This is a genomic window from Gemmatimonadaceae bacterium (assembly GCA_035533755.1).
Lineage (GTDB): Bacteria > Gemmatimonadota > Gemmatimonadetes > Gemmatimonadales > Gemmatimonadaceae > JAGWRI01.
Map to the genome: position 1 here is coordinate 80,656 of DATLTC010000010.1, position 23,759 is coordinate 104,414.

At 69.8% G+C, this 23,759-nt stretch carries 19 protein-coding genes; 14 read left to right on the top strand and 5 right to left on the bottom strand.

What is annotated here, in order from left to right:
• Positions 1 to 128 precede the first annotated feature (128 nt).
• Positions 129 to 890, top strand: a complete 762-nt coding sequence (locus VNE60_02485; GenBank protein ID HVB30374.1) for a hypothetical protein — start codon at positions 129 to 131, stop codon at positions 888 to 890.
• A gap of 27 nt (positions 891 to 917) precedes the next feature.
• Here VNE60_02485 and VNE60_02490 read toward each other — a convergent pair whose 3' ends face one another.
• From VNE60_02490 to VNE60_02505, 4 genes are all read right to left on the bottom strand, one after another.
• Positions 918 to 1,475 (bottom strand): hypothetical protein, encoded by a 558-nt coding sequence (locus VNE60_02490; protein ID HVB30375.1) that lies wholly within the window; start codon positions 1,473 to 1,475, stop codon positions 918 to 920.
• 2 nt (positions 1,476 to 1,477) lie between these two features.
• On the bottom strand, positions 1,478 to 7,831 hold the full coding sequence (locus VNE60_02495; protein ID HVB30376.1) for an Ig-like domain-containing protein: 6,354 nt from the start codon (positions 7,829 to 7,831) through the stop codon (positions 1,478 to 1,480).
• Between the two features lie 511 nt (positions 7,832 to 8,342).
• Complete coding sequence (locus tag VNE60_02500) at positions 8,343 to 9,800, bottom strand: hypothetical protein (protein ID HVB30377.1); 1,458 nt, start codon at positions 9,798 to 9,800, stop codon at positions 8,343 to 8,345.
• An 11-nt stretch (positions 9,801 to 9,811) separates the two neighbouring features.
• On the bottom strand, positions 9,812 to 10,213 hold the full coding sequence (locus VNE60_02505) for a c-type cytochrome (protein ID HVB30378.1): 402 nt from the start codon (positions 10,211 to 10,213) through the stop codon (positions 9,812 to 9,814).
• A gap of 525 nt (positions 10,214 to 10,738) precedes the next feature.
• Here VNE60_02505 and VNE60_02510 point away from each other — a divergent pair.
• Positions 10,739 to 11,929 (top strand): hypothetical protein, encoded by a 1,191-nt coding sequence (locus tag VNE60_02510; GenBank protein HVB30379.1) that lies wholly within the window; start codon positions 10,739 to 10,741, stop codon positions 11,927 to 11,929.
• A 131-nt stretch (positions 11,930 to 12,060) separates the two neighbouring features.
• Here the strand turns inward: VNE60_02510 and VNE60_02515 are convergent, their stop codons facing one another.
• A complete protein-coding gene (locus VNE60_02515; GenBank protein HVB30380.1) occupies positions 12,061 to 12,198 on the bottom strand; it encodes a hypothetical protein in 138 nt (45 codons plus the stop codon).
• Here VNE60_02515 and VNE60_02520 point away from each other — a divergent pair.
• From VNE60_02520 to VNE60_02575, 12 genes are all read left to right on the top strand, one after another.
• The gene (locus tag VNE60_02520) at positions 12,191 to 13,063 is read left to right on the top strand and encodes a hypothetical protein (protein HVB30381.1); all 873 of its coding nucleotides are present in this window, start codon (positions 12,191 to 12,193) and stop codon (positions 13,061 to 13,063) included. The two genes, VNE60_02515 and VNE60_02520, sit on opposite strands and share 8 nt — an antisense overlap.
• 67 nt (positions 13,064 to 13,130) lie before the next feature.
• Positions 13,131 to 13,640: a hypothetical protein gene (locus VNE60_02525; protein ID HVB30382.1), complete on the top strand. Its 510-nt coding sequence runs from the start codon at positions 13,131 to 13,133 to the stop codon at positions 13,638 to 13,640.
• Positions 13,641 to 13,766: 126 nt separating this feature from the next.
• Positions 13,767 to 15,533, top strand: a complete 1,767-nt coding sequence (locus VNE60_02530; GenBank protein ID HVB30383.1) for a hypothetical protein — start codon at positions 13,767 to 13,769, stop codon at positions 15,531 to 15,533.
• Positions 15,534 to 15,604: 71 nt separating this feature from the next.
• Positions 15,605 to 16,519: an ATP-dependent sacrificial sulfur transferase LarE gene (gene larE / locus VNE60_02535; protein ID HVB30384.1), complete on the top strand. Its 915-nt coding sequence runs from the start codon at positions 15,605 to 15,607 to the stop codon at positions 16,517 to 16,519.
• On the top strand, positions 16,497 to 17,063 hold the full coding sequence (gene thpR, locus VNE60_02540) for an RNA 2',3'-cyclic phosphodiesterase (protein ID HVB30385.1): 567 nt from the start codon (positions 16,497 to 16,499) through the stop codon (positions 17,061 to 17,063). The genes larE and thpR overlap by 23 nt, the downstream gene beginning before the upstream one ends.
• 3 nt (positions 17,064 to 17,066) lie before the next feature.
• Positions 17,067 to 17,714, top strand: a complete 648-nt coding sequence (locus VNE60_02545; protein HVB30386.1) for a hypothetical protein — start codon at positions 17,067 to 17,069, stop codon at positions 17,712 to 17,714.
• Between the two features lie 75 nt (positions 17,715 to 17,789).
• Positions 17,790 to 19,175 carry a sigma-54 dependent transcriptional regulator gene (locus VNE60_02550; protein ID HVB30387.1) on the top strand — a complete coding sequence of 462 codons (1,386 nt, stop codon included), beginning with the start codon at positions 17,790 to 17,792 and terminating at the stop codon, positions 19,173 to 19,175.
• Positions 19,176 to 19,199: 24 nt separating this feature from the next.
• Positions 19,200 to 19,676, top strand: coding sequence for a hypothetical protein (locus tag VNE60_02555; GenBank protein HVB30388.1), 477 nt, complete (start codon positions 19,200 to 19,202; stop codon positions 19,674 to 19,676).
• Positions 19,677 to 19,715: 39 nt separating this feature from the next.
• A complete protein-coding gene (locus tag VNE60_02560; protein ID HVB30389.1) occupies positions 19,716 to 21,203 on the top strand; it encodes an aldehyde dehydrogenase family protein in 1,488 nt (495 codons plus the stop codon).
• A gap of 120 nt (positions 21,204 to 21,323) precedes the next feature.
• Entirely contained in the window at positions 21,324 to 22,115 is a 792-nt protein-coding gene (gene lepB, locus VNE60_02565; protein ID HVB30390.1) for a signal peptidase I, read from the top strand.
• Positions 22,116 to 22,197: 82 nt separating this feature from the next.
• A complete protein-coding gene (locus VNE60_02570; GenBank protein ID HVB30391.1) occupies positions 22,198 to 23,058 on the top strand; it encodes an RNA polymerase sigma factor RpoD/SigA in 861 nt (286 codons plus the stop codon).
• Between the two features lie 151 nt (positions 23,059 to 23,209).
• On the top strand, positions 23,210 to 23,710 hold the full coding sequence (locus VNE60_02575; GenBank protein ID HVB30392.1) for a YajQ family cyclic di-GMP-binding protein: 501 nt from the start codon (positions 23,210 to 23,212) through the stop codon (positions 23,708 to 23,710).
• The last annotated feature ends 49 nt before the right edge of the window (positions 23,711 to 23,759 follow it).

Consider the following 23,759-nt stretch of genomic DNA (forward strand, 5'->3'; position numbering starts at 1 on the left):
GGGGCCGTACACGGCGCGCGGTAGTGAGAATTTACGAATGCGCCGTGATTGTCAGTTTGGTGTCAGCTTGGGCGGGTGCGGGGGTATGTACAGTATATTCCGGCGAGACACGGTTCACGGGAGGCCGCGTGCGACTCGGCAGGGTCTTGGCGACGATCGTGATCGTCGCCGCGTGGTGGCCGTTGCGTTCGGCGTTCGGCCAGCGCGTGGTGGTCCGCGTCCTTGAGACAACGACGCGGACGCCGATCGCGGGAGCGTCCGTTGTCCTTGATGACTCGGCGCGCCTTGGGGCCACGGATTCGGCTGGCATACTGCGCGCGGCTGGGGTGAGGTCCGGGAGGCACGCGCTCAGGGTGGGAAAGATCGGCTACCGGCCGACGGTCACCACGGTCGAGGTGGGTGCCGATGCGGTGGCGCCGGTCCAGGTCCTGCTCGACGTCTTGCCCGTGGACCTCCCATTGGTCGCCGTGAACGCCCGGAAAATCGATATGCGGATGTCGGACTTCGAACGTCGCCGAGCCGACGGTGGCGGGACGTTCTTCACTCGCGCACAACTCGACAGCAACGCGGGCCAGACCGTTGTGGACCTGCTGCGCGCCCGCAGTGTTGCCCACTTCGTACGCGCAGAAGATGGCTCCGAATACCTTGCCTCCGCCACGCAGCAAGGACCGGACGAATTTCGCGGACCGCCGCGCCCATGCTTCGCACAGATCTTCGTGGATGGCATCAACGTCTACACGCCTGACCCCAACGTGCCGAGCGTGCTTCCGCCTGATCTCCGCGACTTCGGCGTGTCAGATCTGGATGCGGTGGAGTTCTACTCCAGCGTGGCGCGCACGCCGCCGGAATTTCGGTCGGGGGCGCCGGCGTGCGGAACGCTTGTGGTGTAGAGCCGCACGGGTCGGTAGCACGCTCCGCTACGGGCGATGCGGTCTCGGAATTGGCAGCGCGGCCTTCTCCGCGAACACCGCGGCAACGCCGCCGCGCGCGTCACAGCGGTCGGCGGTGGGCGTTCCGCTCAGATAGGTGCCGTCCTTGCAGCGCATGGTCGTGCCGGCGGGGGGCGGCCCGCTGGGTGGGGCCACGGAGCGCGACACGCTCGGCGCCGCGGGTGCCGGCGCGCGGGCCGGTGGCGGCGGGGGCACGCGCGCCGCGGGTGGCGCGGGAACGGCGAGCGATGCGGCAGCAGGCGCCGCGCCGCGCGGCGCGGGCGCGATGGGCGGCGGGCTGGCCGGATTCATGGCCTTGACCGGCGCGGGCGTGGCGGCGCGTCGCGCCGCGGAAACCACTGGCGCGGCGGCAGGAGGTGGCGGCGCGTGGGGCGGCGCGAGCGTGGGCAGGGGGCGCGTGTACTGCTCCGGCTTGGGCGGCGCTGACTGCGCGGCCGCGGCGCCCGCGGCAAGGGCCACCGCGAACGCGGCGCCAACGCATGGGGTGACGGGCAGTGCGCGGATCAACGCGCGGAGTGGGCGCATGGTCATGGCATCACCGTGAAGGTGTTGGTATACGATTTGTAGTTGGCGGCCGTGAACGTCGCGCTCGCCGTGCCGGCGCTGAGCGCCTTGACGTAGAACGTCACCGACTGCGCGCCGGCGGGCACCGCGATGCTCGTGATCACGCTGCTGGTCGCGCCGCCCGTCACGAACTCGATGTTCGCATTGGGCGTGAGCGTCCACGTGGTGGCGGCGAGCACGTTACGCACGTTCTGCGAGGGATCGCGCGCATACAACGTGATCGCCACCGAGTCGGCGCCCGACAACGAGAGCGAAGTGGGCCACCCGCCGAGCGGGTCGATGCGTCCGCTGTCCACCACCGTGTACGCCGTGGCCGGGTTGTGGAAGGGCGACGACGCCGATGCGACGAGGGTATCGGTGCCCGCGGAGGCGCCGATCACCCGGAAGTACGCGTAACTGCTCCCGGCTGGGATGACCACGCTGGCCGGTGCCGTGGTGCGGGCGGTGCCGGGATGCGCGAGCGTCACGGTGAGCGGATTCACCTGATTGTCCGGCACCGAGACATAGAAGTAGTTGTCGGCATACTGCCCGATGCCGAGCGTGTTGAAGTTGCCCAACGTGAGCGACGGATTGATCACGGCGGTATTCACCGTGCCCGTGTTGTACTTGTAGATCGCGGCGCGCGTGTCGGACGCCGAGAGCTGCGCCGTGCCTACGAGCCCCGGCGACCAGGTGGCGAGGTTGTTGTAGTAGCCGCCCGCCGGGATCGTGACCGTGGTCGAGTCGAGCGACGCCACCGTGGGGCTGGACGACGCCAGCGTCACGGTGACGTTCTCCGTGGTGTAGTGCGTGGTGCCGTTGGCGTCCTCGGCGTACACCGTCACGCCCTGCTTGGGCGATGTGGTGTTGACCTGGCCGCTGGTGTAGATCTGGAACTTGGGCTGCGTGACCTGCGCGGTCATCGAGGTGGCGCGGTAGCCGGTGGCCGTGGCCTGGATCTGGATGGTGCCCACGGTATCCAGCGCCGTGACGCCGAAGTAGGCGTAGGTCTGTCCGGCCGCAATGGTGACCGAAGCCGGCACGGTGGCCACGCGCGTGCCCGTGCTGGCCAGGGTCACCACCAGCGGGGTGGCCACGGCGTTGGGCACATAGACGTACACGCCCGACGCGCCGGTGGTCTGCCGCATGCCGAGGACGGTGCTCGACGTGCTGAGCGCCAGCGACGGGCCGGTGACCGTGACGGTGTTGGTGGTGGAGGGCAGGTAGCCGGTGCCCGCCGAGTCGGAGTAGGTGATGGATGCCGTGCCCGGACCCACGATGTTCACCGTGGTCGAGGCGTAGTAGGCGTTCTTGGGAATGCGGAAGTACGGTTGCGCCGGACGGATGACGTTGGTGTCACTGGACACCGCCGCGATGACGAGCGTGTCGGAGACGTAGTGGGCGCTGCTCGTGATGCTGTCCTCTGCGTACACGTTGACAGTGAACGGCGGATTCGTGGTCGTCGTGCTGCCCGGCAATCCGCTGGTGGCCAGCTTGGGCGTGGTGACCGTGACGTACGCCGTGTCGGGCAGGTAGCCGGTGGCCGTTGCGACGATCGTGTCGGCGCCCTTGGTCAGGCCGAAGAACGAGAAGTACTGGTAGTTGCTCGCCGCCGGGATGGTGAGCGAGGTGGCGGTGAGCGAGTCCACCGCGGCGTGCTTCTGGGTGAACGTCACGGTCACCGGCGTCGGACGGCTGTTGGGGGTGTAGGCGTAGAAGTCGGTGGGGCTGCGGTGCTGGCCCTTGCCGATCGTGTAGTTGTAGAGGGTGAGATTGAGCTTGGGCGTCTGGACGGTGAAGCTGTTGCTGTCCCCGCGCTGCCCCGCCGCCGTGGCGTAGAGCTTGGCCGTGCCGACGCCGGTCGGGGTCACGGTGGCGGTATTCGCGTAGTACAGGCCGGCCGCGATGGTCACCGACGACGAGTCGGAACGGAGCACCGTGGTATCGCTGGACGACAGCGACACCGTGAGCGGCGTCATGCGGTAGTGCGCCGATCCCACGGAGTCTTCGGAGTACACGGCGATGCCCTGCGCGGGGCCGAAGTTGTTGAGCGTCGTGCCCCCCGACAGCACCACGCGCGGCGTGGTGACCGTGTACGTGGCCGTGTCGGCCTGGTAGCCGATGGCGCTGGCGATGATCGGCATCGTGCCCAGGCCGTTGCCGCGGACATTGAAGTACGCGTAATTGCTGCCCTGCGGAATCGTGACCGTCGGCTGCACGCCGACGATGCTCGTGTCGGCGCTGAGCAGATTGACCACCAATGGGGAGGTCACGGCGTTCGGCGTGTACACGTACAGGTTCACGTCCTGCTGCCCGAGGCCGAGGCGATTGGCCGTCCAGCTCAACGCCAGCTTGGGCCCGGTGACGGTGTACTGCGTGGAGTCGCTCGTGTGCCCGCTCGCGCTGGCCACGATGTACGCCGATCCGCCCAGCCCGCCAGGAATCACGCGCGCCGTGCCGTTGTAGTACGTACCCGGGGCGATCGTCACCACCGAGTCCAGCACCTTCATCACCGTCGTGTCGGTGGAGTGGAGGCGCACGACGAGCGAGTTGGTGCGGTAGTGCGCGGCCTTGAGGGAGTCTTCCGAGTACACGGCCACCGTGACGGCCGGGCTCGTGGTCACCAGTGCGTAGCCGCAGCAGATCCCCACGTGCGGCGCGGTGTTGAGCACGGCGAGCGAGTTGGTCGTGGTCCACCCCGGCGCCGACGCCGTGATGGTGGCCGTGCCAGTCGCCAGCGCCGTGGTGGTGAAATACACGTAGTTGCTGCCGCCGGGAATGGTGACCGTGTGGGGCACGGCCGCGATCGTCGAATCGGAGCTGGTGAGCGTGATCGCCACCGGCAGGTTGTTGGACGTGGGGATGTACAGATAGACGCTGGGCTCGTACTGGCCCGCGCCCAGCCGGATGCTCGTGTTGTTGAAGCGCAGCCACGCGCCATACGCCGTGAAGTTCGACGCCGTACCGTTCACCCCGATCGCGGTGGGCGTGATGGTCGTGGTTCCGGAGTCGACCGCGGTGATCTGGATGTCCGCCGCCAGTTGCCCGGCGGGAATGAACGCCGGACTCGGCGACACCGCCGCCACGCCCGCGGTGCCGTAGTTGAACGTCACGTACGTGCCGCCCGCCGGCGACGGATCGGACAGCAACACCTGCGTGTTCACCTGATCGGTGGTGTTGATCGCGTAATACGTGCTGGTGAGCTTCATCGACGCCTGCACGGCCAGCACCGCCGTGGCGCTGGAATAGCCGGTGCCGCTGCTGTCGACGGCGGTCACGATCGTGGTGCCGGCGTTGTGCCCATTGAGCGTGGCGTTCACCGCCGTCTGTCCGGCGGGGATCACCACGTTCGCGCTCGACCAGAACGCCGTCGTGTCGCCCACGGTGAGGTGCACGGTGACGGGCGCCGCATTGGGCTTGCTCAGGTAGATCGGGATCGACGCGCTCGAGCCGCGCCCCACCGACAGCGTGTCGCGTCCGAACGAGATCGCCGCCGGCACCGTCCCGCCCACTGTGATCGTGGATTGATTGGACGTGATCGACCCGCTGGATGCCGTGATGAACGCCGTGCCGTTGGCCACGCCGGTCACCGCGCCGGTGCTCGCATTCACCGTGGCCACGCCCGGCGATCCCGACGTGTACGTGAACGTGCCGCCCGAGATGAACTTTCCACGCGCGTCGAGGCCGCGGGCCACAAGCGCCGCCGACCCGGTCACGGCGATCGTGTCGGCGGCCGGCGTCAACTGGATGGACGCCAGCACCTGCGACACCTTCAGTGTGGCGCTGCCGGTGATGCCTTGCGCCACGGCCGTGATCGCCGTGAGGCCGTTGGCCGCCGCCGTGGCGCGCGCGGTGGTGGCGGTGATCGAATCGAGCACGGCCACGGAGCCGTTGGTGGACGTCCAGGTGAACGTCACGCCGGTCATCGGCGCGTCGAGCGTGTCGTGGGCCACGGCCGTGAACGTGCGCGTCGCGGTGAGCGAGGTGAGGGACGTGGTGTCGGTCACCGGCAGGGCGGAGGAATCGCGGCCCACCACGATGCGGGTGATGGGCGTGAGAATGCCGATGGTCGCCACGCCGGTGATCGAACCCGTGGTGGCGCTGATCTGCGCCCCGCCGAGCCCAACGCCGGTCACGAGACCGGCCGAGCTCACGGTGGCCACCGCCGGCGCGTTGGTGGCCCAGGTGAACGTGGGCGTGCCCGTCATGGCATGGCCGCGGCCGTCCACCGCCGCCGCCGTGAGCGTGTACGTGCGCGTGAGGTAGATGTTGCGCGCGGAGGGCGTGATGTTCACCGTCGCCACCCGTTGCTGCACCACGATCTGCGCCGAATCCTGCTTCCCGCTGGCGTCGCTCGCCACCACCCACGTGCTGCCGTTCGCCACGGACGTCACGACGCCCGCGCTGCTCACCGTGGCGGTGGCCGGCACCCGGCTCACCCAGGTGAACGTGTCCGCGACCACCGCATTCGCGGTGTCGTGCGCCTGCGCCGTGAGCGTGTACGTGTCGCCGAGCGAGGTGAGCGTGTCCAGATGCGGGGTCATGAGTATCGACGCGACGCGATTGGTGGTCCCGATCAGCGTGGCCGTGAACGTGACGCTGAGGCTGCCGCTCGTGGCGTGCAGCGACTGGGCGCCGGTCGCTCCCACGGTCCATCCGCCCACGGTTGCAAGCCCGGCGGCGTTAGTCGTGACGCTGGCGCCGGTCACGCTGCCGCCCCCCGACGCGACGGCAAAGGTCACGGGGAGTCCGGCGACGGGATTCTTGGATGCATCGGTGATCTTGACGGTGGGCTTCACCGGCACCGCGCTGCTCGCGGCCACGGTCTGGGTGTCGCCCGCGGTCTTGGTCATGACGGCCGCCACGCCAGCCGCGGCGATCTCGTGGAACGTCGTGCTGATCGACGTGCCGACCGATGCGGTGACCACGTACGTGCCCACGGTGGCGCCGAATACGAAGCTGGTCTGCGCCTTGCCGCTCGAGTCGGTCACGGCGAGCGGCGGCGTGAGGGTGCCGCTGCCCGTGGTCACGGTCCAGGTCACGTGCGCGCCGGCTACGGCGTTGCCGTGGGCATCGGTGACCTTCACCACCAGCGGGTTGGCGAGCGCGGTGCCGACGGTCCCCGACTGCGCGTCGCCCGAGACCACCGCGATCGCCGCGGCGGTGGTCGCCTCGCCGGACGCGGTGAACAGCACCGCGGACGCCGGGATGCCGTGGACGGCGGCGGAGACGGTATCCACGCGTACCACGGGGCCCAGCGTGTAGCCGACGCTGGCCAGCCCGGCGGAATCCGACGTCGACGACGCCGCGGCGAGGGTGCCGGCGCCCGCCACGCGCGTCCAGTCGACGGTCGTGCCGGCCACCGGATTGCCGAACGCGTCGGTGACCCTGACCACGAACGGATGCGACAGCGCGTGCCCCACGCTGTCCGCCTGCGCGTCGCCCGACACCTTGGCGAGTGTCGCGGCGGCGGCGGCCGTGGCCGACTCGGCGGCCGTGGCGCCGGTGAGTCCTCCGGCGGCGGCGCCGAAACTCTGTGTGCCGGCCGTGGTGCCCAGCGTCATCGTGGTCTGCGCGCGGCCGGCGGCGTCGGTGAGCGCCGACGTTGGATTCACGGTGCCGGTGGCCGGCGCCGTGAACGTCACCGCCACGCCCGGCACGGGGGTGCCGTCGGCGGTCTGCGCCTGCACCACCAGCGGCTGGGCCAGGGCGCTGCCGGCGGTGCCGGTCTGCCCGGCGCCGCTCACCACCACCAGCCGCGTGGGCGGCGCCGTGATCGTGAGCGTGGTGGAATCGCGCAGGCCGTTGGGCGTGGCGGCCACGATCCGTGTCACGCCCTGCTTGCCGCTGGGCGTGAAGGCGCCGTTGCCGTCGATGCTCCCGAGGGTGGCGTCGGACGTGCTCCACGCCACGGCCACCCCGCTCACCGGCGCGCTGTGGTCGTCGGTGGCGGCGTACCGGTAGACCACGGTGCCGCTGACCCGGATGGCCGTGTCGCGCGGCGCGATGGCGAGGTGCGTGGCGCCGGCGCCGGGGCCCACGTAGACGATCGGGATGCTGGGCGGCGGACCGGACGACGTGCCGCCGACGGTGGCGGTGATGGTCTGGGTGCCCGAGAACAGGACCTCGTTGCCGCTGAGCAGCTCGATGTGCACGAGGAGCTGCTCGGTGGGCGCATTCAGGATCACCGGCAGGTCGAGCACGAGCGAATCGGCGCCAGCGGGCACGGCGATCAACGTGTCAAACGCCGTCGCCGGCGGATGATCGATGTGGATGTGGATGTGGTCCACCGTGAGTCCGAACTGGCCGAGGGTCCGGTACACGGCGGCGCTCTGCACGGAAAAGCTCGGGGCCAGGCGGAGGCTCGCGCGTCCGCCGTGGGCCCCACCGGGTGCGGTTGGGCTTTCGGTGCAGGTGACGCCGCTGAACGCCAGCGCGCTGTACGCGGCGATTCGCAGCCATCGGCGGATGCGGCCAGCCAACATCGGAGTCCCGGGGGGGCACGGAGTGATTCCGCCACGGAGGCGGGGGCGCGCGACATGCCTTGTGCAGCGGGGCTAAGGTCGGCGTCCACGGGTTGGCTTGTCAAGCGTCCGGATCACAGTGTGAGCGATGTCACCGGAGCGGCGGTCGGGCGCCGGTTGGCGGCGTCGAGCGATATATGTGTGCCCATGCAACTCGCACGCCGCGCTTGGTTTACCGGGAGGGGTGCTGGCGCGATGGGTACCGATGGGGCCGGTGGCCCGCCGGAATGCGCGGACCGCCCCGCCGAGCAACGGCTCGACGGGGCGGTCAGGTGTTTCCTGTGGTGCTCGCGCCGCCGGAGCGGCGCGGGTGACTATTGGCGTATTAGAATGCCACCCACATGTAGGTGTACAGGGTGTTGTTGTCGGTGGCGGAGCGGCCCGACCCGTCATACCCGGTGGTCCCGCCGTTGAACTTGGTGTAGGCCACGTACTGGACCCCCAAGCGCAGGTTCTGCCACACGTTGTAGGTGAGTTCGCCCATCAGTCCCTGGCTGTCGGGACTGCCGTTGGCGCTCCCGGTCACGGCGCCGGGTTGATACATGAGTGCGTCGGCGGTGCCGGTGGTCTGGAAGTAGCCCAGCGACAGCCCGTACTTGAGCGACGTGGCCCACGAGACGTTGGCGTTCAACGAGGCCAGGTTGTTGTCCAGCGACTGTGACGCCGGATTGGCGGCATAGAAGTCCGCGTTCCGGTGCTGCGACTCGTGCGTCCACCGGGCCCGGGCGATGATGGCGCCGTCGCCCGAGGGATGCTCGTACTGTCCGTCAAAGCCCCAGTCGGTGAACTGGTTGGTGAGGCCGCTGACGCCCGCGGGATACAGCTCGGCGTGCAGGCCGAAGGTGCCGAGCATGAGGTAGTCGGCGGCGAAGTTGTGCTGCCAGGCGATGCGCCAGTACGGGGCGAGGCCGCTGGTGGTGTTCACGGCGGTCGAGTCGGCCGGCAGGGCGGCGCCCTGCGGTGCCGAGCGATAGGCGCTCACCTCGGCGTACAGCTGCGAGTCCCACATGGAATAGGCGCCGAGGCCGATCACGGCCTGCGACAGCCCGCCTTCCAGCAGGGTGCTCGCCATCGGCCCGGGCGCGGTGCCGGATCCGATGAACGGATAGCCCCACGCGGGCAGCGTGTTCCACAGGTCCTGCATCGAGGGGTTGTTGTTCAACGTGAGCCCGAGGAGCAGGTCGTGGCCGGCGACCTCGTGGTGGTCGGCGTAGCGGAATTCGGTGTTGTCGATGCCGAACGTGCCGGCGTCGGGCTCATACGTGAATTGGGAAAATATCCCGACCGTGGGACTGATCTGTCCGCCCAGGAACAGGCTGGCCTGCTGGGGGAACTCGGCGGTGTTGTTCTGCGTGCCGGGCAATTCCTTGCCGGTGTGCGTGCCGGAGACCATGAACATCGCCGCCATCTGCGGAATCGGAGACAGCTTGAGGCTCGGATCGCTGGCGGTGTCGTTGGGCGCCACGATGGACGTGAGGCCGGTCATCGTATAGCCGTTGAGCTTGAACATGCGGCCGAACGGCGTGAGCTCGGGGAACTGATAGTGGCACACGCTGCAGGCGAGCTTGGTCTGCCGCGAGAACGCCGGAATGGCGGCGTGGGCGGCGGCAATGGCGCTCATCAGGCTCCGATTGAGCACGGCGCGGTCGGCGCTGGCGCCGTACACGGACCCGTGCGTATCGAGCGCGCGCGCGGCGCGCTGGGGAACGACGATGAGCAGAGCGGCGAACAGGAACGGCATCCACATACGTGCGCGATCGGCGCGCGAGTGGCTCGGGTTCATGGAACCTCCAGTTAGGGCTTCACGGAGTGGTGATTCACGGCCCAGATGTAGGCGGCGACTTCAGTGGCGAGTGCGTCGCTGATCCCATTGGGATGAGCGATCATGACCGTGCCCGGCACGCCGTGCGTGACCACACGGAAGATCTCGGGAAAGGTTCCGTCCTTGGCGGCCATCCACGGCTTGCCCTTCTTGTCCAGCGGCGGCGCCACCGGGGAGCCTTCCAGGCTGCCGCCGTGACACACGAAACAACCACCCTGGCCGTGAAAGATGCCGCGTCCGGCGGCGACCATCTGTGCGGTGATCTGGCTGGTATCGGGTTGGGAGGCCGCCGGCGCCTGCCGGTGTGCGCCGCCGCCGCCGGACACCATCATGGCCGCGAACGTTCCGCGCGCCAGCGTCAACAAGAAAGCCATCGGTCTGTTGCCCTCGAAAAAGTCGTACCCAATCGCGAACTGTCACTGTTGTGACGCGCGTCAATCTGCACATATCGCGACAGCGTGCCATCGGAATTCTTCCGCCGCCGCGTGGGGAAATCCCTGAGAAAAAGACAAAGATCTCACAAAGAGCTGCCAAACGACTTGCGGACCGTCGCTGGCAAGTCGCCGCGCACTGCACCCGTTTGATGACGACGGCAGGGAAACGGTCACGCCGAAGATCCACTCTCGTAACATACTCATGCCATGTCCGATGCGGTCCGGGCGCATCGCAGCCTCCATGCTTCTCACCCGGATACCATCATGGGTTGTCACCCTCGCCGTTCGTTCGTCGCCCGTGTGTCGGCGGCTCTCGGGCTTATCGCCCTCACCGCGGTTTCCGCGGCTGACGCCCAGACCGACACACGTGCGGCGGAACGCGCTCCCGCCCCGTCCTCGCCTTGCCCCCGGTGGCGCATCGCCACCGACCGGGGCGCGCGCACGGCGCGGGGGCAGCCGGTATACGTGGAACAGCCGGCCGCCCTGGCGCTGCCCGCAGGTCTGGCGCTGTTCGGCAGCCCGTCGTTCATCTGGCAGGACTCGGCGGTGTTCGCCTCCATTGATTCCGCGGGACACCGCCCCGACGCGGGCGACTTCGCGCTCGCCGGGCTCCTCCTCGACTCGGCGATGACGCCGCGCCCCATGCCGTTGCCGCCCGGAGTCGCGCGGATGCTCGCGCCGCGCGTCCTTCCCGGGCCGCGCGGTGTCGCCGACGTGTACTGGGGGACGGCCGCGGACACGGCCACCGGCCCGGAACCCAGCGCCACCGAGATCTGGCACGCCACGTTCGACGGCCGCGCGTGGTCCACGCCGGACCAGGTCTTCCGCGCCGCATCCATGACGTGGACCGTCACCGCCCCCACCGTGGTGGTCGGCGGCGCGCCCACCATTGCCGTGCCCGCCACCGCCCAGGTCGACGGGGTCGACCACGATGGCGTGGCGATCATCCGGCGCGCGGGCGGGGCGTGGGCCGTGTCATGGATCGATGTCCACTCCGCAACGCCCAACACCACGGCGCTCGCGGCGCTGGGGGGCGGGCGGCTGTTGCTCGTGTTCGTCGGCAGTCTGTGGTCCCCCGCGCTCCGGGTGACCAACGCCGTCTTCGCCGCGCGTTCATCCGATGGCGGCGCCACGTGGACCGCACCCACCGTGCTGCTGTCCTACGGCTCGCGAATGGTGAACGAACTGCAACTGGTCGCCATGCCGTCGGCGGAGCTGCACCTCTTCTGGCTGCGGCGGGTGAGTCCGTCGCAGATGTTCAGCGATAGCGTGCAGCACGCCGTGAGCCGGGATGCGGGAGCCACGTGGGAGTTCCTCCCGGGCGTGGGCGGCGTTCCGGCAGTGGCCGGGCTGGCCGTCGCCCCGCTGCCCGATGGGGCGATCGCGGTCGCGGCGCGGAGCGTGATCGCCGACTCGCTGCTGCTCGCGATCTGGGACGCCAGTGCGTGGCGCCTGCCGCCGCGTGGCGCGCTGTCGGCGGTCCACTCGTCGCCGCGATTCGTCGGCCGTTCCGCCGACGCGCTCTGGCTGGTCTGGGGCGTGGCCAGGCGCGGCGGCGTGCCACAGTTCCCGAGCGCGATGGTGCCGGAGCTGCGCATGGCTCCGCTGCAGCGATGGTGCGGCGTGGACGCGGCGCCGCGCGACTCCTTGCCATAGCGAATCGACGCTGTCGTTGCCGGCCACACCGCTGGCGCTGATTCGCTGTTCCACGGGCCTATGGACCGGGCCGGGCCTCCCCTCATGTCCCAAACCCGGAGGATTCCCATGTCCATACACCGCACTTGTCGTCACCCCGTCGTCGCCGCGCTCGCGTTGGCGATGGCCGCCGCGTGCGCCGACGCGCCCACGCGCCCCGACGCGCGGCCCCCCGCCGCCGATCCGCCGCCGGCGCCCTTGGTGGCCGGCCCTGGAGCGCGCGTGCTCACGCCCGCCGAATCGGCAATCCACGCCACGGCCGCCGCGTGGGCGGCCGGCGGCAACCGCACGCTGCAGGACTTCCTGGCCACCGACGCCCTGTGGTCGGAGTCGGCCCGCTCGGCATTCGCCGCCGCGTCCGGGGGCCCGAGCGCCGTGCCGGCGCCGCCGATCCCGCCGAGCGGCGCGGCGGAGACGGGCGTCCCGCCCACGGTGCCGATCACGCCGGAGACGTTTCCCCGGGCGTACATCGTCGCGTCGAGCACGCAGGCGTTCACAAATGGCGCGGCGGGCGCCGTCACGTCGATCGTCACGTACTACGGCGTTCGCGCGCACACCGACGTGACCTACTCGTCCAACGACGACAGGGGACAGGTGGTGAATCCGAAAACCATCGTCTCCAACGAGGGATATTCGGAGGGCGCGATCGGATGCCTCTCGAACACCACGGCCAGCTGCACCTTCCTCGGTTCGCTGGTCACGCCGATCGCGAACATCAACTTCGGCCGGTCGTGCGGCGTGACCCTGTCGGCGTCGGCGCATCACCGCGCCTGGTTCCAACTGCCCATACCCCTCGTCGATCAGATCCTCACCCGGTGGCACTGGTATCTGCTCGAATGGGGTTGGAACACCGGCGACGATCAGGTCGCCAACGCGTCCAACGGCCCGTGTCCCACCGAGGTCGTGACGCAACCGGTCTGCGGCACGCAGCTGATCTACGATGCGACCACGTGCGACGACGGCGGCGGCGACAACCCCGCGCTTCTGGGTGCCGCCGATCCGCAATGCACGCTCTGGCTGATCCAGATCGAACAGTCGTACGACGGCGGCCGCACCTGGTACGTCGTGGACTCATGGATCGAACAGCGGTGCTAACCCACCACGTTCGGCCGCGGCGCATCCGCGCCGCGGCCCTCACCCGGTCATCTCCAAGGAGTTTCACATGCGAATGCACGGCAACACATTGGTCATCGGGGCGCTGGTCGCCGCGGGCGCGCTCGGCGCGCCGGCGGCGGGCGCTCAGCAGCAGCCGGCGCCGCCGCCGGGACGCGTCGCGGTCATCGTGGCCGTGGCCGACCAACCGCTCTTCGGTCAGGGCACGGTGATCCTTCGGCGGGGCGGCGCGCTGGGCCCGAGCGTGATCGTGATGTCGCGCGAGGCCGCGACGCCCGAGCACCTCGCGGCCGCCGCGGCCACCCTGGCCGCGATCCTGGAACGCGACGGCGACGCGGGCGCGGGCGAGGGGCTGTTCCGAATCGCGGATTCCGTGGTCGGACCGGCCGCTGAACTTGTCGCGGCACGCCACGCGCTTGCCGGCGTCAACTCGGCATCCATCGACACCGTTCCCGGCGTCGGAGCGGCCCGCACGGCGCGCATCTATCTGCCGGATCGAACCGCGCGCGCCGATCTGCGCGCGCGCGGAAAGCTGACGCTGCAACGGCGTCCCCAATGAACGCGCGGGGGCGGGTTCCTTCCGGGGCCCGCCCCCCTCGCGCGCCGTGCGGGCGCGCGCCCGCGGGCTGGCCCAATCCGTGCACCGGCGCGCATACTCCAGTCCGGTCCACTCTTGCCGTGCCTCATGGCTCCTTTCCGCGCGCTGATTCTCGCTTCGCTCTGCTGCGCCGCTCCGCTCGCGGCGCAGAGCCGATTCCCCGCCCAGGTCCTGATCGTGCCCACGTTCCACGGCCCCGACCGTGGGCAGGCTCACCGGGCCGCGGACCTCGTGCGCAATCGCGTGGCCGATGCGTTCTCTCGCCGCGAACTGCGCGTGGTCTCGGCCGGCGACGTCGCCGACTGGCTCGAGAAGTCGGGATTCGACGAGGACTCGACCTTCCTCCCATCCGAAGCGCGAGACATCGCGCGCCACTTCCGCGCCGACGAGCAGATCACGGGCACGGTGACGCGGATGGCCACCGGCGTCCGCGTGCGCGCCGTGCTCACCGTGGTCCGCGATTCGCAGATGGCGCAGCCGCTCGTGGCCGAGGCGCCCACGGTGGACGCGGCGGCGCGTGCGGTGGGCGACGAGGCGGTGGCTGCGCGACGGCAGATGCTGCCGCTGCGGCGCTGCGAGAATTTCGCGCGCGACGGCCAGTTGGACAGCGCCGCCAAGGCGGCGGCGCAGGGGGTGGCGGCGTACCCGCGGAGCACGCTCGCCCGCGCCTGTCTGCTGCGCGTGCTGGTGCGCATGCCGGGCAATCTCACCGACTCCGTGATCGCCGTGGCCCGGGCCATGCTCGCCGCGTCGCCGGCCGATCCGATCGCCCTCGAACAGTTGGGACTGGCCCTCGACACGCGCGGCGCATTTGCCGACGCGTCCCAGGCCTGGCTGCGCCTGCTGGCCACCGATTCGCTGAACGCGTCGCTCCTCCAGCAGGTGGTGGAGGCGCTGTCGCGCGAAGGAAACGCCCGCCTCGCCGAGCCAATCATCGTCCGGGGTACCGACGCCAATCCGGAAGATCTGCCGCTCCTCAAGCTGCGCTGGCTGGTTCACTTGGCCACGGGCAACTGGCCGGCCGCCATCGCCGCGGGCGAGCGCCTCGAGGCGCAAGACGCCGCCGCGCGAGCCGATCCCGACTTCTACCTGCGCCTGGCCTCCGCCTACCGCGCCGACAGTCAGCCGGAGCGCGCGCTGTCCACGGCGGCCGCCGGCGTGGCCAGCTTCCGGTCCGACGCCTCGCTGTATTCGTTGTACGTGCAGTTGCTCCAATCGGAGAACGCCACGGCGCTGCCCCGCGGACTGTCCCGCTTTCCCGACAACGCCGATCTGCACGCCCTGGCTGCGCAGTCGCTCAACGCCGCGGGCGATGTGGCGGGCGCCGCGCGTGAGATGCGAGTCGCGCTGGCCGCCAACCCGGCGCTCCCCCACGGATTCCTGCAGCTCGCCGTCTACGACATGGCCCTCAACGCGCCGGACAGCGCGCTCGCGGCGCTGAACGGCGCGCTGGCGCACGGCGAGGGCGCGGCCACGGTGGCGCAGTTCGCGCTGGCGCGCGGCAACGCGCTCTACGCCGCCGCCAACGGCACCAAGCTGCGCGCGGACTTCGAGCGGGCGCACCGGTTCCTGGCGCTCGCGGAGCGCCTCGATCCCAGCGCGCAGGCGGAGTTCCTGCTGGGCGCGTCGGCGCTCTCGGTGGGCCAGTACGCGGCCAACGAAGCCCCGGCGGCCAGGCGCTGCGACCTGTCCCGGCTGGCCGACTCGTCGTTGACGGAAGCGGCGGCCCGGCTCACCAGCGGGCGGTCCGCGGCCCCGGAGGCCGCGGACCAGTTCCTCCAGTACCTCGGCACGCTGCGGCCGTTCGTGGCCAACCAGATCAAGGCGTTCTGCCCGCCGGGCGGCACGCGCTGACGCGCGCGCGGCTCGGCGCCCAGCGCCCGGCCGCCCTGCCCACGCGCGCCCGGGCGAACTACCATTCGTGCATGTCGCACGAATCGTTCGCGCCCAGCCAGGATGCGGAGTCCAGGGAGGCGGCGCTCATCCAGTGGTTGCGGTCCGAGGCGCGGGTGGCGGTGGGGTTCAGCGGCGGCGTGGATTCAGCCTACCTGGCCTGCATGGCCGTGGACGCGCTGGGTCGCGACGCCATGCTCGCCATCATCGGACGCAGCGCCTCGTACCCCGCCGTGCAGTGGGCCGCGGCGCGCCGAGTGGCCGACGACTTCGGCGTGCCGGTGCTCGAGCTGGATACCGACGAGATCCACGACCCGCGCTACGCGGCCAATCCGGTCAATCGGTGCTACTTCTGCAAGACCGAGCTGTGGACCAAGCTCGTGCCGGCGGCGCACGCGCGCGGCTTTCATACGGTGGTGGACGGCACCAACGCCGACGATCGCGGCGATTACCGGCCCGGCGCGCAGGCGGGACGCGAACACGACGTGCGCTCGCCGCTCGCCGAGTTGGGGTTCACCAAGGCCGACATCCGCGAACGCTCACGCGCGCGCGGCATTCCCAGCTGGCACCAGCCGTCCTCGCCCTGCCTGTCGTCGCGGCTGCCGTACGGCACCGCCGTCACGATCGAGCGCCTGCGCCAGGTGGAGGTGGCCGAGGAGCAGCTCCGCCGGCTCGGCGTGGCGGGCGATCTGCGCGTGCGGCACCACGGCGACACGGCGCGCGTGGAGATCGCGTCGCGCGAGCTGGGCCGGTGGCTCGCGGCGGACGGCGCGGCGGCGGTGGAGCGCGCCGTGCGTGCCGCCGGATTCGCCGCGGTGGAGATCGACCCCCGCGGGTACCGGTCGGGTGCCCTGAACGTGCTGGCCGGGGTTGGGCCCGCCGCGGCCACCGGCGCTCCCTCCGCGCTCACGCGACCGGCGTCCGGTGCGCCTGTTCCTCGCGATTAACCTCGAGGAGTCCACGCGGGCGGCGGTCCACGCTGCGGCGGCGCCGCTCCGTGACGCGGCCCCGCAGTTGGCGTGGGTGGCCGAGCGGCGCCTGCACCTGACGCTGAAGTTTCTCGGCGAGCGGCCGGAGCACGAGGTGCCGCGGATCGCCGCCGCCATGGACGCGGCTGCCGGCGCCCACGCCGCGATCCCCACGGCGGTGGGCGACTTCGGGGCGTTCCCGAACTTTCGGCGGGCTCGCATCGTATGGATCGGCATGGACAACGAGCCTCGACTGGAACTGGTCCATCACGACGTCGAGATGGGGTGCGAGGCGTTCGGGTATCCGCTCGACGCGCGTCCGTTCCGCCCGCACGTGACGCTGGCCCGGGTCAAGCATCAGTTGGGTGTGGAGCAGTTGCGCGCGCTCAGCCGCGCCGCGCGCGCCGGCGCGGGCGCGTCGTTTCCGACCGTGATTCGCAGCATCGATCTCATGTGCAGCACGTTGCGCCCGGAAGGCGCCGCGTATGAATTGCTGCACGCCTCTCCTCTCCGGGAATCGTGACCCATGGGATGCCTCGCCCGCCTCGGTTGCCTCGTCCTGCTCGTGCTGTTGGGGTTCGTCGCCTGGCTCACGCGCGATCGATGGCTGTCTCACTTCCACGCCGCGCCGCCGGCCGCCGCGGCGCACATCGACTGGCAGCCGCTCACGCTCATGGGCGCGCGGCGCGCGCAGGCGGCGCTGGATACGCTGAGCGAACTCAAGGGTCCGGTGTTCCAGAACGTGGCGGCCGGCGACGCCTCGGCCTACGTGCTGCGGGCGCTGCTCGGCGCGCTGCCCGAGGAGGCGGACAGCGCCGAGGCGGCCGTGGTGGGCGACCAGCTCCTGGTCCGGGCATCCGTGAAGCTGCGCGAGGTGGGCGCGAGCGCCGTGCTGGGCCCGTTGGCGTCGCTGCTCGGCGACCGCGAGCGGATGCAGCTGGCCGGCAGCTTCCACGTGATTCGTCCGGGACTCACCGAGTTCCGGGTGCGCACGCTCACGCTGCGCAACCTCACCGTGCCAGAGGCGGTCATTCCCAAGCTCATCGCGCGCCTGAGCAAGGGGGTGCGCTCCGACAGCCTGTCCGCGAATGGGCTGCCCATCGCCACGCCCAGGTACCTGGTCGACATCCGCATCACCAACGGCCATCTCACGCTCTACAAGGGGCTGCCGTGATCGCCGCCGCGGCGTTGGCGCGCCGATGGCACCGGGGTAGCTTTCACCGATGAACCGCCGTCCCCCTCGATTGGCATGAGCCGCCGCATCCTCATCGTCGATGACGAGCAGGGCATCCGTGCCGCGCTCGCGCAGCTCCTCGAATTCGAGGGGTACGACGTGCGGGCCTCGGCCAATGCGGCCGACGGCATCGCCGAGTACAAACGGTGGCGGCCGCAGCTCGTGTTCCTCGACGTGAAGATGGCGGGCATCGACGGGCTCGAAGCGCTGCGCCGCCTGCGGGAGTTCGATCCGACGGCCGTGGTCGTGATGATCAGCGGGCACGCCACCATCCAGACCGCGGTCGAGGCCACGCAACTCGGCGCCTACGACATTCTCGAGAAGCCGCTCGACACCGATCGCATCCTCGTCACGCTGCGCAACGCGCTCTCGCACCTGGCGCTGCACGAGGAGAACGCGCAACTGCGGCAGCGCATCGAATCGCGGTACGAGATCGTGGGCCGGTCGCGGGCCATCCGCGCCGTGATCGACCAGCTCGAGAAGGTGGCGGGCACGCCGGCGCGCGTGCTCATCACCGGCGAGAACGGCACCGGCAAGGAGCTCGTGGCGCGCGCCATCCACCAGCGCTCGGCACGGGCCCTCAAGCCGTTCGTGGAGGTGAATTGCGCCGCCATTCCCGGGGAACTCATCGAGAGCGAGCTGTTCGGGCACCTCAAGGGCTCGTTCACCGGCGCCACCGCCGACCGGGCGGGGAAGTTCGAGCAGGCCAACGGCGGCACGCTGTTCCTGGATGAGGTGGGTGACATGAGCCTCGCGGCGCAGGCCAAGGTGTTGCGCGTGCTGCAGGACGGCGTGATCACCCGCATCGGCGGCGCCAAGCCGGTGTCGGTGGACGTCCGCGTGCTCGCCGCCACCAACAAGAATCTCGAAGGCGAGATCGCGGCCGGGCGATTCCGCGAAGACCTGTTCTACCGGCTGCACGTGGTGCCGATCCTCGTGCCGCCGCTGCGGGAACGCCGCGAGGACATTCCGCTGCTCGTGGCCCACTTCGTGGCCGTGCTCACGCAGCGCGAGGGCGTACCGCCGCGGACGATCTCCTCCGAGGCCGTGGACCGCCTGGCCTCCCGCGACTGGCCGGGCAACGTGCGCGAACTGCGCAACACCATCGAGCGGCTGCTCATCCTGGCCTCGGGGCCAGAGGTCGCGGTCGACGACGTGGACCGGCTGGCGGGACCGGGCGGCGGCGGCGATGGTGGTGGTGGTGGGGCCGGGCTCGGCGCCCTCGCCGACTGCCGTACGTTCGAGGAGTTCAAGCACGCGGCGGAGCGGGCGTTCCTGCTCGCCAAGCTGCGCGAATATGATTGGAACGTTTCCGAAACGGCCCGCGGGCTGGAGATGCCGCGGTCTAATCTGTATAAGAAGCTCGAGCGGTACGGATTGAGCCGCGAGACCGCCGGCTGAGCGCGCGAATGGAAAGGAGCCGCTGTGCCCGAACGTGACTGGTCCAAGGAACTCGCCAAGATCGACAAGCAGCTCGGGTCGATGTCGGACGACGCGCTGCTCCCCAAGGAGAAGCCGGCCGCCGGCGCCGCGGGGACGCGTCCCGCGGCCGCTCCGTCCGGCGGCGCGCCGGCCGCCCGCGACCCCGCGCGCCAAACGCACTCGTTCGGCGTGTTCGCGCGCCTCGCGCTGTCGGTGGTGCTCGGCGTGGCCATCGTGCTCTGGCCGTACCAGTCCCGCTGCGGATTCGGGTTGGCGGCGTACCTCGCCGCGGTGGCCGTGGTGGCCCTGAGCGGCGGATGGAGCGCCGTGTGGACCTGGCGCCACCGCGCGCCCAAGGCGCACGTCCTGTCACTGCTGATTCTCCTCTGGGGGCTGGTGCTGGGATCCCTCGAGGTGCTGCCGCGCATCGGGTACGCCAACCACGATGCGCAACACCCGGCCACGTGGGTCTGCAAGTGAGCGCGCCGTGGAGGCGCGCCAATTCCTGATACGATACTCATGACGACGACATTCAAGAATTTCATTGGCGGGGAGTGGGTGGCCCCGGCCGGCGGCGAGTATTTCGACAACCGGAATCCGGCCGACAGCGGCGACCTGATCGGGCGCTTCCCGCGCTCCGACGCGCGCGACGTCCAGCAGGCGGTGGAGTCGGCCAAGCGCGGGTTCGACCTCTGGAAGCGCACGCCGGCACCGGCCCGCGGCGACGCCCTGCGGCGGGCCGGCGACATCCTGGTGGCGCGCAAGGACGAGATCGCCGATCTCATGACCCGCGAGATGGGCAAACCGCTGGCCGAGACCAGGGGCGACGTCCAGGAGGGGATCGACACCGCGTATTACGCGGCCACCGAGGGGCGCCGGCTGTTCGGGCACACGGTGCCGAGCGAACTGCGCAACAAATGGGCGATGAGCTTCCGGCGGCCGATCGGCGTGGCCGGCATCGTGACGCCGTTCAACTTCCCGCTCGCCATCCCCACCTGGAAGATCTTCCCGGCGCTGTTGTGCGGGAACTCGGTGATCTTCAAGCCGGCCGAGGACGTTCCGCACACGGGCCACGTGTTCGTGGAGATCCTGCTCGAGGCGGGCGTTCCGCCGGAGGTCGTGCAGCTCGTGCACGGGATGGGTGAACACGCCGGCAAGGCGCTGGTCGAGCATCCCGAGGTGCCGGTGGTGTCGTTCACCGGCTCCACCGAGACCGGCAAGCTGGTGGGGGAAACGTGCGGCCGGATGCATAAACGCCTGTCGCTCGAGATGGGCGGCAAGAACGCGATGATCGTGCTCGACGACGCCGACCTCGACCTGGCGCTCGACGGCATCCTCTGGGGTGCGTTCGGGACCACCGGCCAACGGTGCACGGCCACCAGCCGGTTGATTCTGCAGTCCGGCGTGCACGATCACTTCCTGGGGCGACTGGTGGACCGCGTGAAGGAGCTCCGGCTGGGCGACGGGCGGGCGGCGGGCACCGAGGTGGGGCCGATGATCCACGAGGCGGCGGTGCGCAAGGTGGAGCATTACGTGGACGTGGGGCAGGCGGAGGGGGCCGACCTGCTATGCGGGGGCCGCCGCGCCAAGGGGAAGGGGCTCGACAAGGGCTGGTTCTTCGAGCCGACGATCTTCGCCCGGGTGCAGGCGGGGTCGCGCATCGAGCAGGAGGAGATCTTCGGGCCCGTGCTGTCGGTGGTGCGCGTGTCCACGCCCGACGAGGCCTTCGCGGTGAACAACGGGGTGAAATACGGCCTGTCGTCGTCGCTCTACACGCGCGACGTGAACCTGGCGTTCCGCGCCCTCAACGAGCTGGACAACGGGATCACGTACATCAACGCGCCGACGATCGGCGCCGAGGCCCATCTGCCGTTCGGCGGCGTGAAGCAGACCGGGAACGGACACCGCGAGGGGGGGTGGGAGGTATACGAGTTCTACTCGGAGACCAAGGTGGGGTACGTGGACTTTTCCGGCGCGCTCCAGCGCGCGCAGATCGACAATTACTGATCGGGCGGGACCGCCCCCCGGGCCCCGGGGGGGCGCCCCTGCTTGCATACGGGGCATGGCGCCATTAATTCCAGACCAGACCGGGGTTGCAGCACGCGTGCGTGCGGGACGAGAGGCTGAATGGAAGTGAACGATACCGATTCCTCCGCCACGCCGGCGCTCCCTCCGCGGGACATCACGACGGAGCAGCGCACGGACGCGTTGCGTCAGGTGAACGGCCGCCGGCGGCCGCTGGCCTTCCTCTGGGAATGGACCAAGATCTTCTGGATCTCGGTGGCCCTGTTCCTGGTCATCCGCACGTTCGTCGTCGAGGCGTTCAAGATCCCCACGGGGAGCATGGAGAACACCTTGCAGGTGGGGGATTTCCTGCTCGTCAACAAGTTGGCGTACGGCGCCGAGGTGCCGTTCACGCACGACCGGCTGCCGGCGCTGGAGCATCCCAAGCACGGCGACGTGATCGTCTTCGACTGGCCGGTGGACCCCACGCAGAATTTCGTGAAGCGGCTGGTGGGGCTGCCCGGCGATACGCTCGAGATGCACGACGGGATCCTGGTGCGCAACGGCCACGTGGTGCAGGAGAGCTACGTGCGGCGCAGCGACCCGGATGCCGATCCGTCGAACGAGGAGTTCACCTGGCAGCGGGACTATCTGGTCCGTACGGCGCACGCGGCGGTGAGCTATCATCCTTCCCGGAACAACTGGGGCCCCCTGGTGGTTCCGCCCAAGGACTATTTTGTTCTTGGCGACAATCGCGACAATTCATTGGACAGCCGGTACTGGGGATTCGTGCCCGACTCCATGGTCACCGGCCGTCCGATCCTGATCTATTACAGCTACGCACCAGACTCGTCCCAGGATCTCGACTGGGTCACCCACGTCCGCTGGAAGCGGCTGGGCGAGATCGTGCACTGAGTGCGAGATCCCACCGCTAGTGTCCGCCCCCGGGCCCCGCGTGTAAGCCTCTGAGTTCTTCGCCACCAGGAGCCGCTGCAGTATGCCCTCGCCTGGCACCAAGAAGACATCGTACGAGGAAGGATCCCTCGATCAGTACCTGCGCGACATCAGCGCCTATCCGCTCATCTCCCGAGAGGAAGAAGTGCGGCTGGCGCAGCGTATCCGCAAGCACGATCAGGAAGCCCTCGACAAGCTGGTGCGCTCCAACCTGCGGTTCGTGGTCTCGGTGGCCAAGAAGTACCAGAACCAGGGCGTCTCGCTCTCCGATCTGATCAACGAGGGCAACCTCGGGCTCATCCGGGCGGCGCACAAGTTCGACGAGACCAAGGGCATCAAGTTCATCTCGTACGCCGTGTGGTGGATCCGCCAGGCGATCCTCCAGGCGCTGGCCGAGCAGTCGCGAATCGTGCGCGTGCCGCTGAACCGGGCCGGCACGCTCCACCGCATCGGCAAGCGGGCCAACGTGCTGCTCCAGGAGTTGGGGCGCGAGGCCACGCACGCCGAGATCGCCGACGGGATGGACATCACCGAAGAGGAAGTCGCGAAGACGATGTCGATCTCGCAGACCCACCTCTCGCTGGATGCTCCGCTCACCCCCGGCGAAGACAACAAGCTTCTGGACTACCTCCCGGACAATCTCAACCCCACGCCCGACGAGCTGACCTTCGAGAAGGCGCTCACCGAGTCGATCGAGGAGGCGCTCTCGCACCTCAAGGAGCGCGAGTCCAAGATCCTGCGCCTGTACTTCGGCCTGGGCGACGAGGCGGAGCCCATGACCCTCGAGGAGATCGGCGCCCTGCTCGGCATCACCCGCGAGCGCGTGCGCCAGATCAAGGAGAAGGCGCTGAGCCGGCTGCGGCATGTGAGTCGCGCCCGGGCGCTGGAATCCTACTTGGGGTAGGAAGGACGGTAGGGCGGTAGGGGCGTAGGAGGGGGACCGATCGCCGCTGCGGTGCCGTGGGGTAGCGGCGTCCATGGAAACCGTGCATTGTCAGAAGTCCGTGCACGTCCGTCCTTCCCTCCTACCATCCTACCGTCCTCCCGTCTTCTCCATGGCATCCACCTCGTCCTTCGACGTCACCACCGGCGTTGATCTCCAGGAAGTCGACAACGCGGTCAATCAGGCCCAGAAGGAGATCGCCCAGCGTTACGACTTCAAAGGGTCCAAGGCGACGATCGAATTCAAGCGCGCCGAGTCCCTGCTCGTCCTCGCGGCCGACAGCGACTTCCAGATGAAATCGCTGTTCGACGTGGTTCAGACGCGCCTCATCAAGCGCGGCGTGTCGGTCAAGAACCTCGACGTGGGCGAGGTCAAGCCCGCCGGCGGCGATACCGTGCGCCGCGAGGTCAAGCTCAAGACCGCCCTCGACGGCGAGACCTCCAAGAAGATCGCCGCCGCCATCAAGGACGCGAAGTTCAAGAAGGTCCAGGCCGCCATCCAGGGCGAGCAGGTGCGCGTCACCTCCCCCTCCAAGGACGACCTCCAGGAGGTCATGACGCTCCTCCGGGCCCAGGACTTCGGCGTCGAACTCCAGTTCGGCAACTACCGCTAACAAGAACGCGACGGTCAGGCTGTGCCGCGCCCCCGGGGCGCGCTAGTTT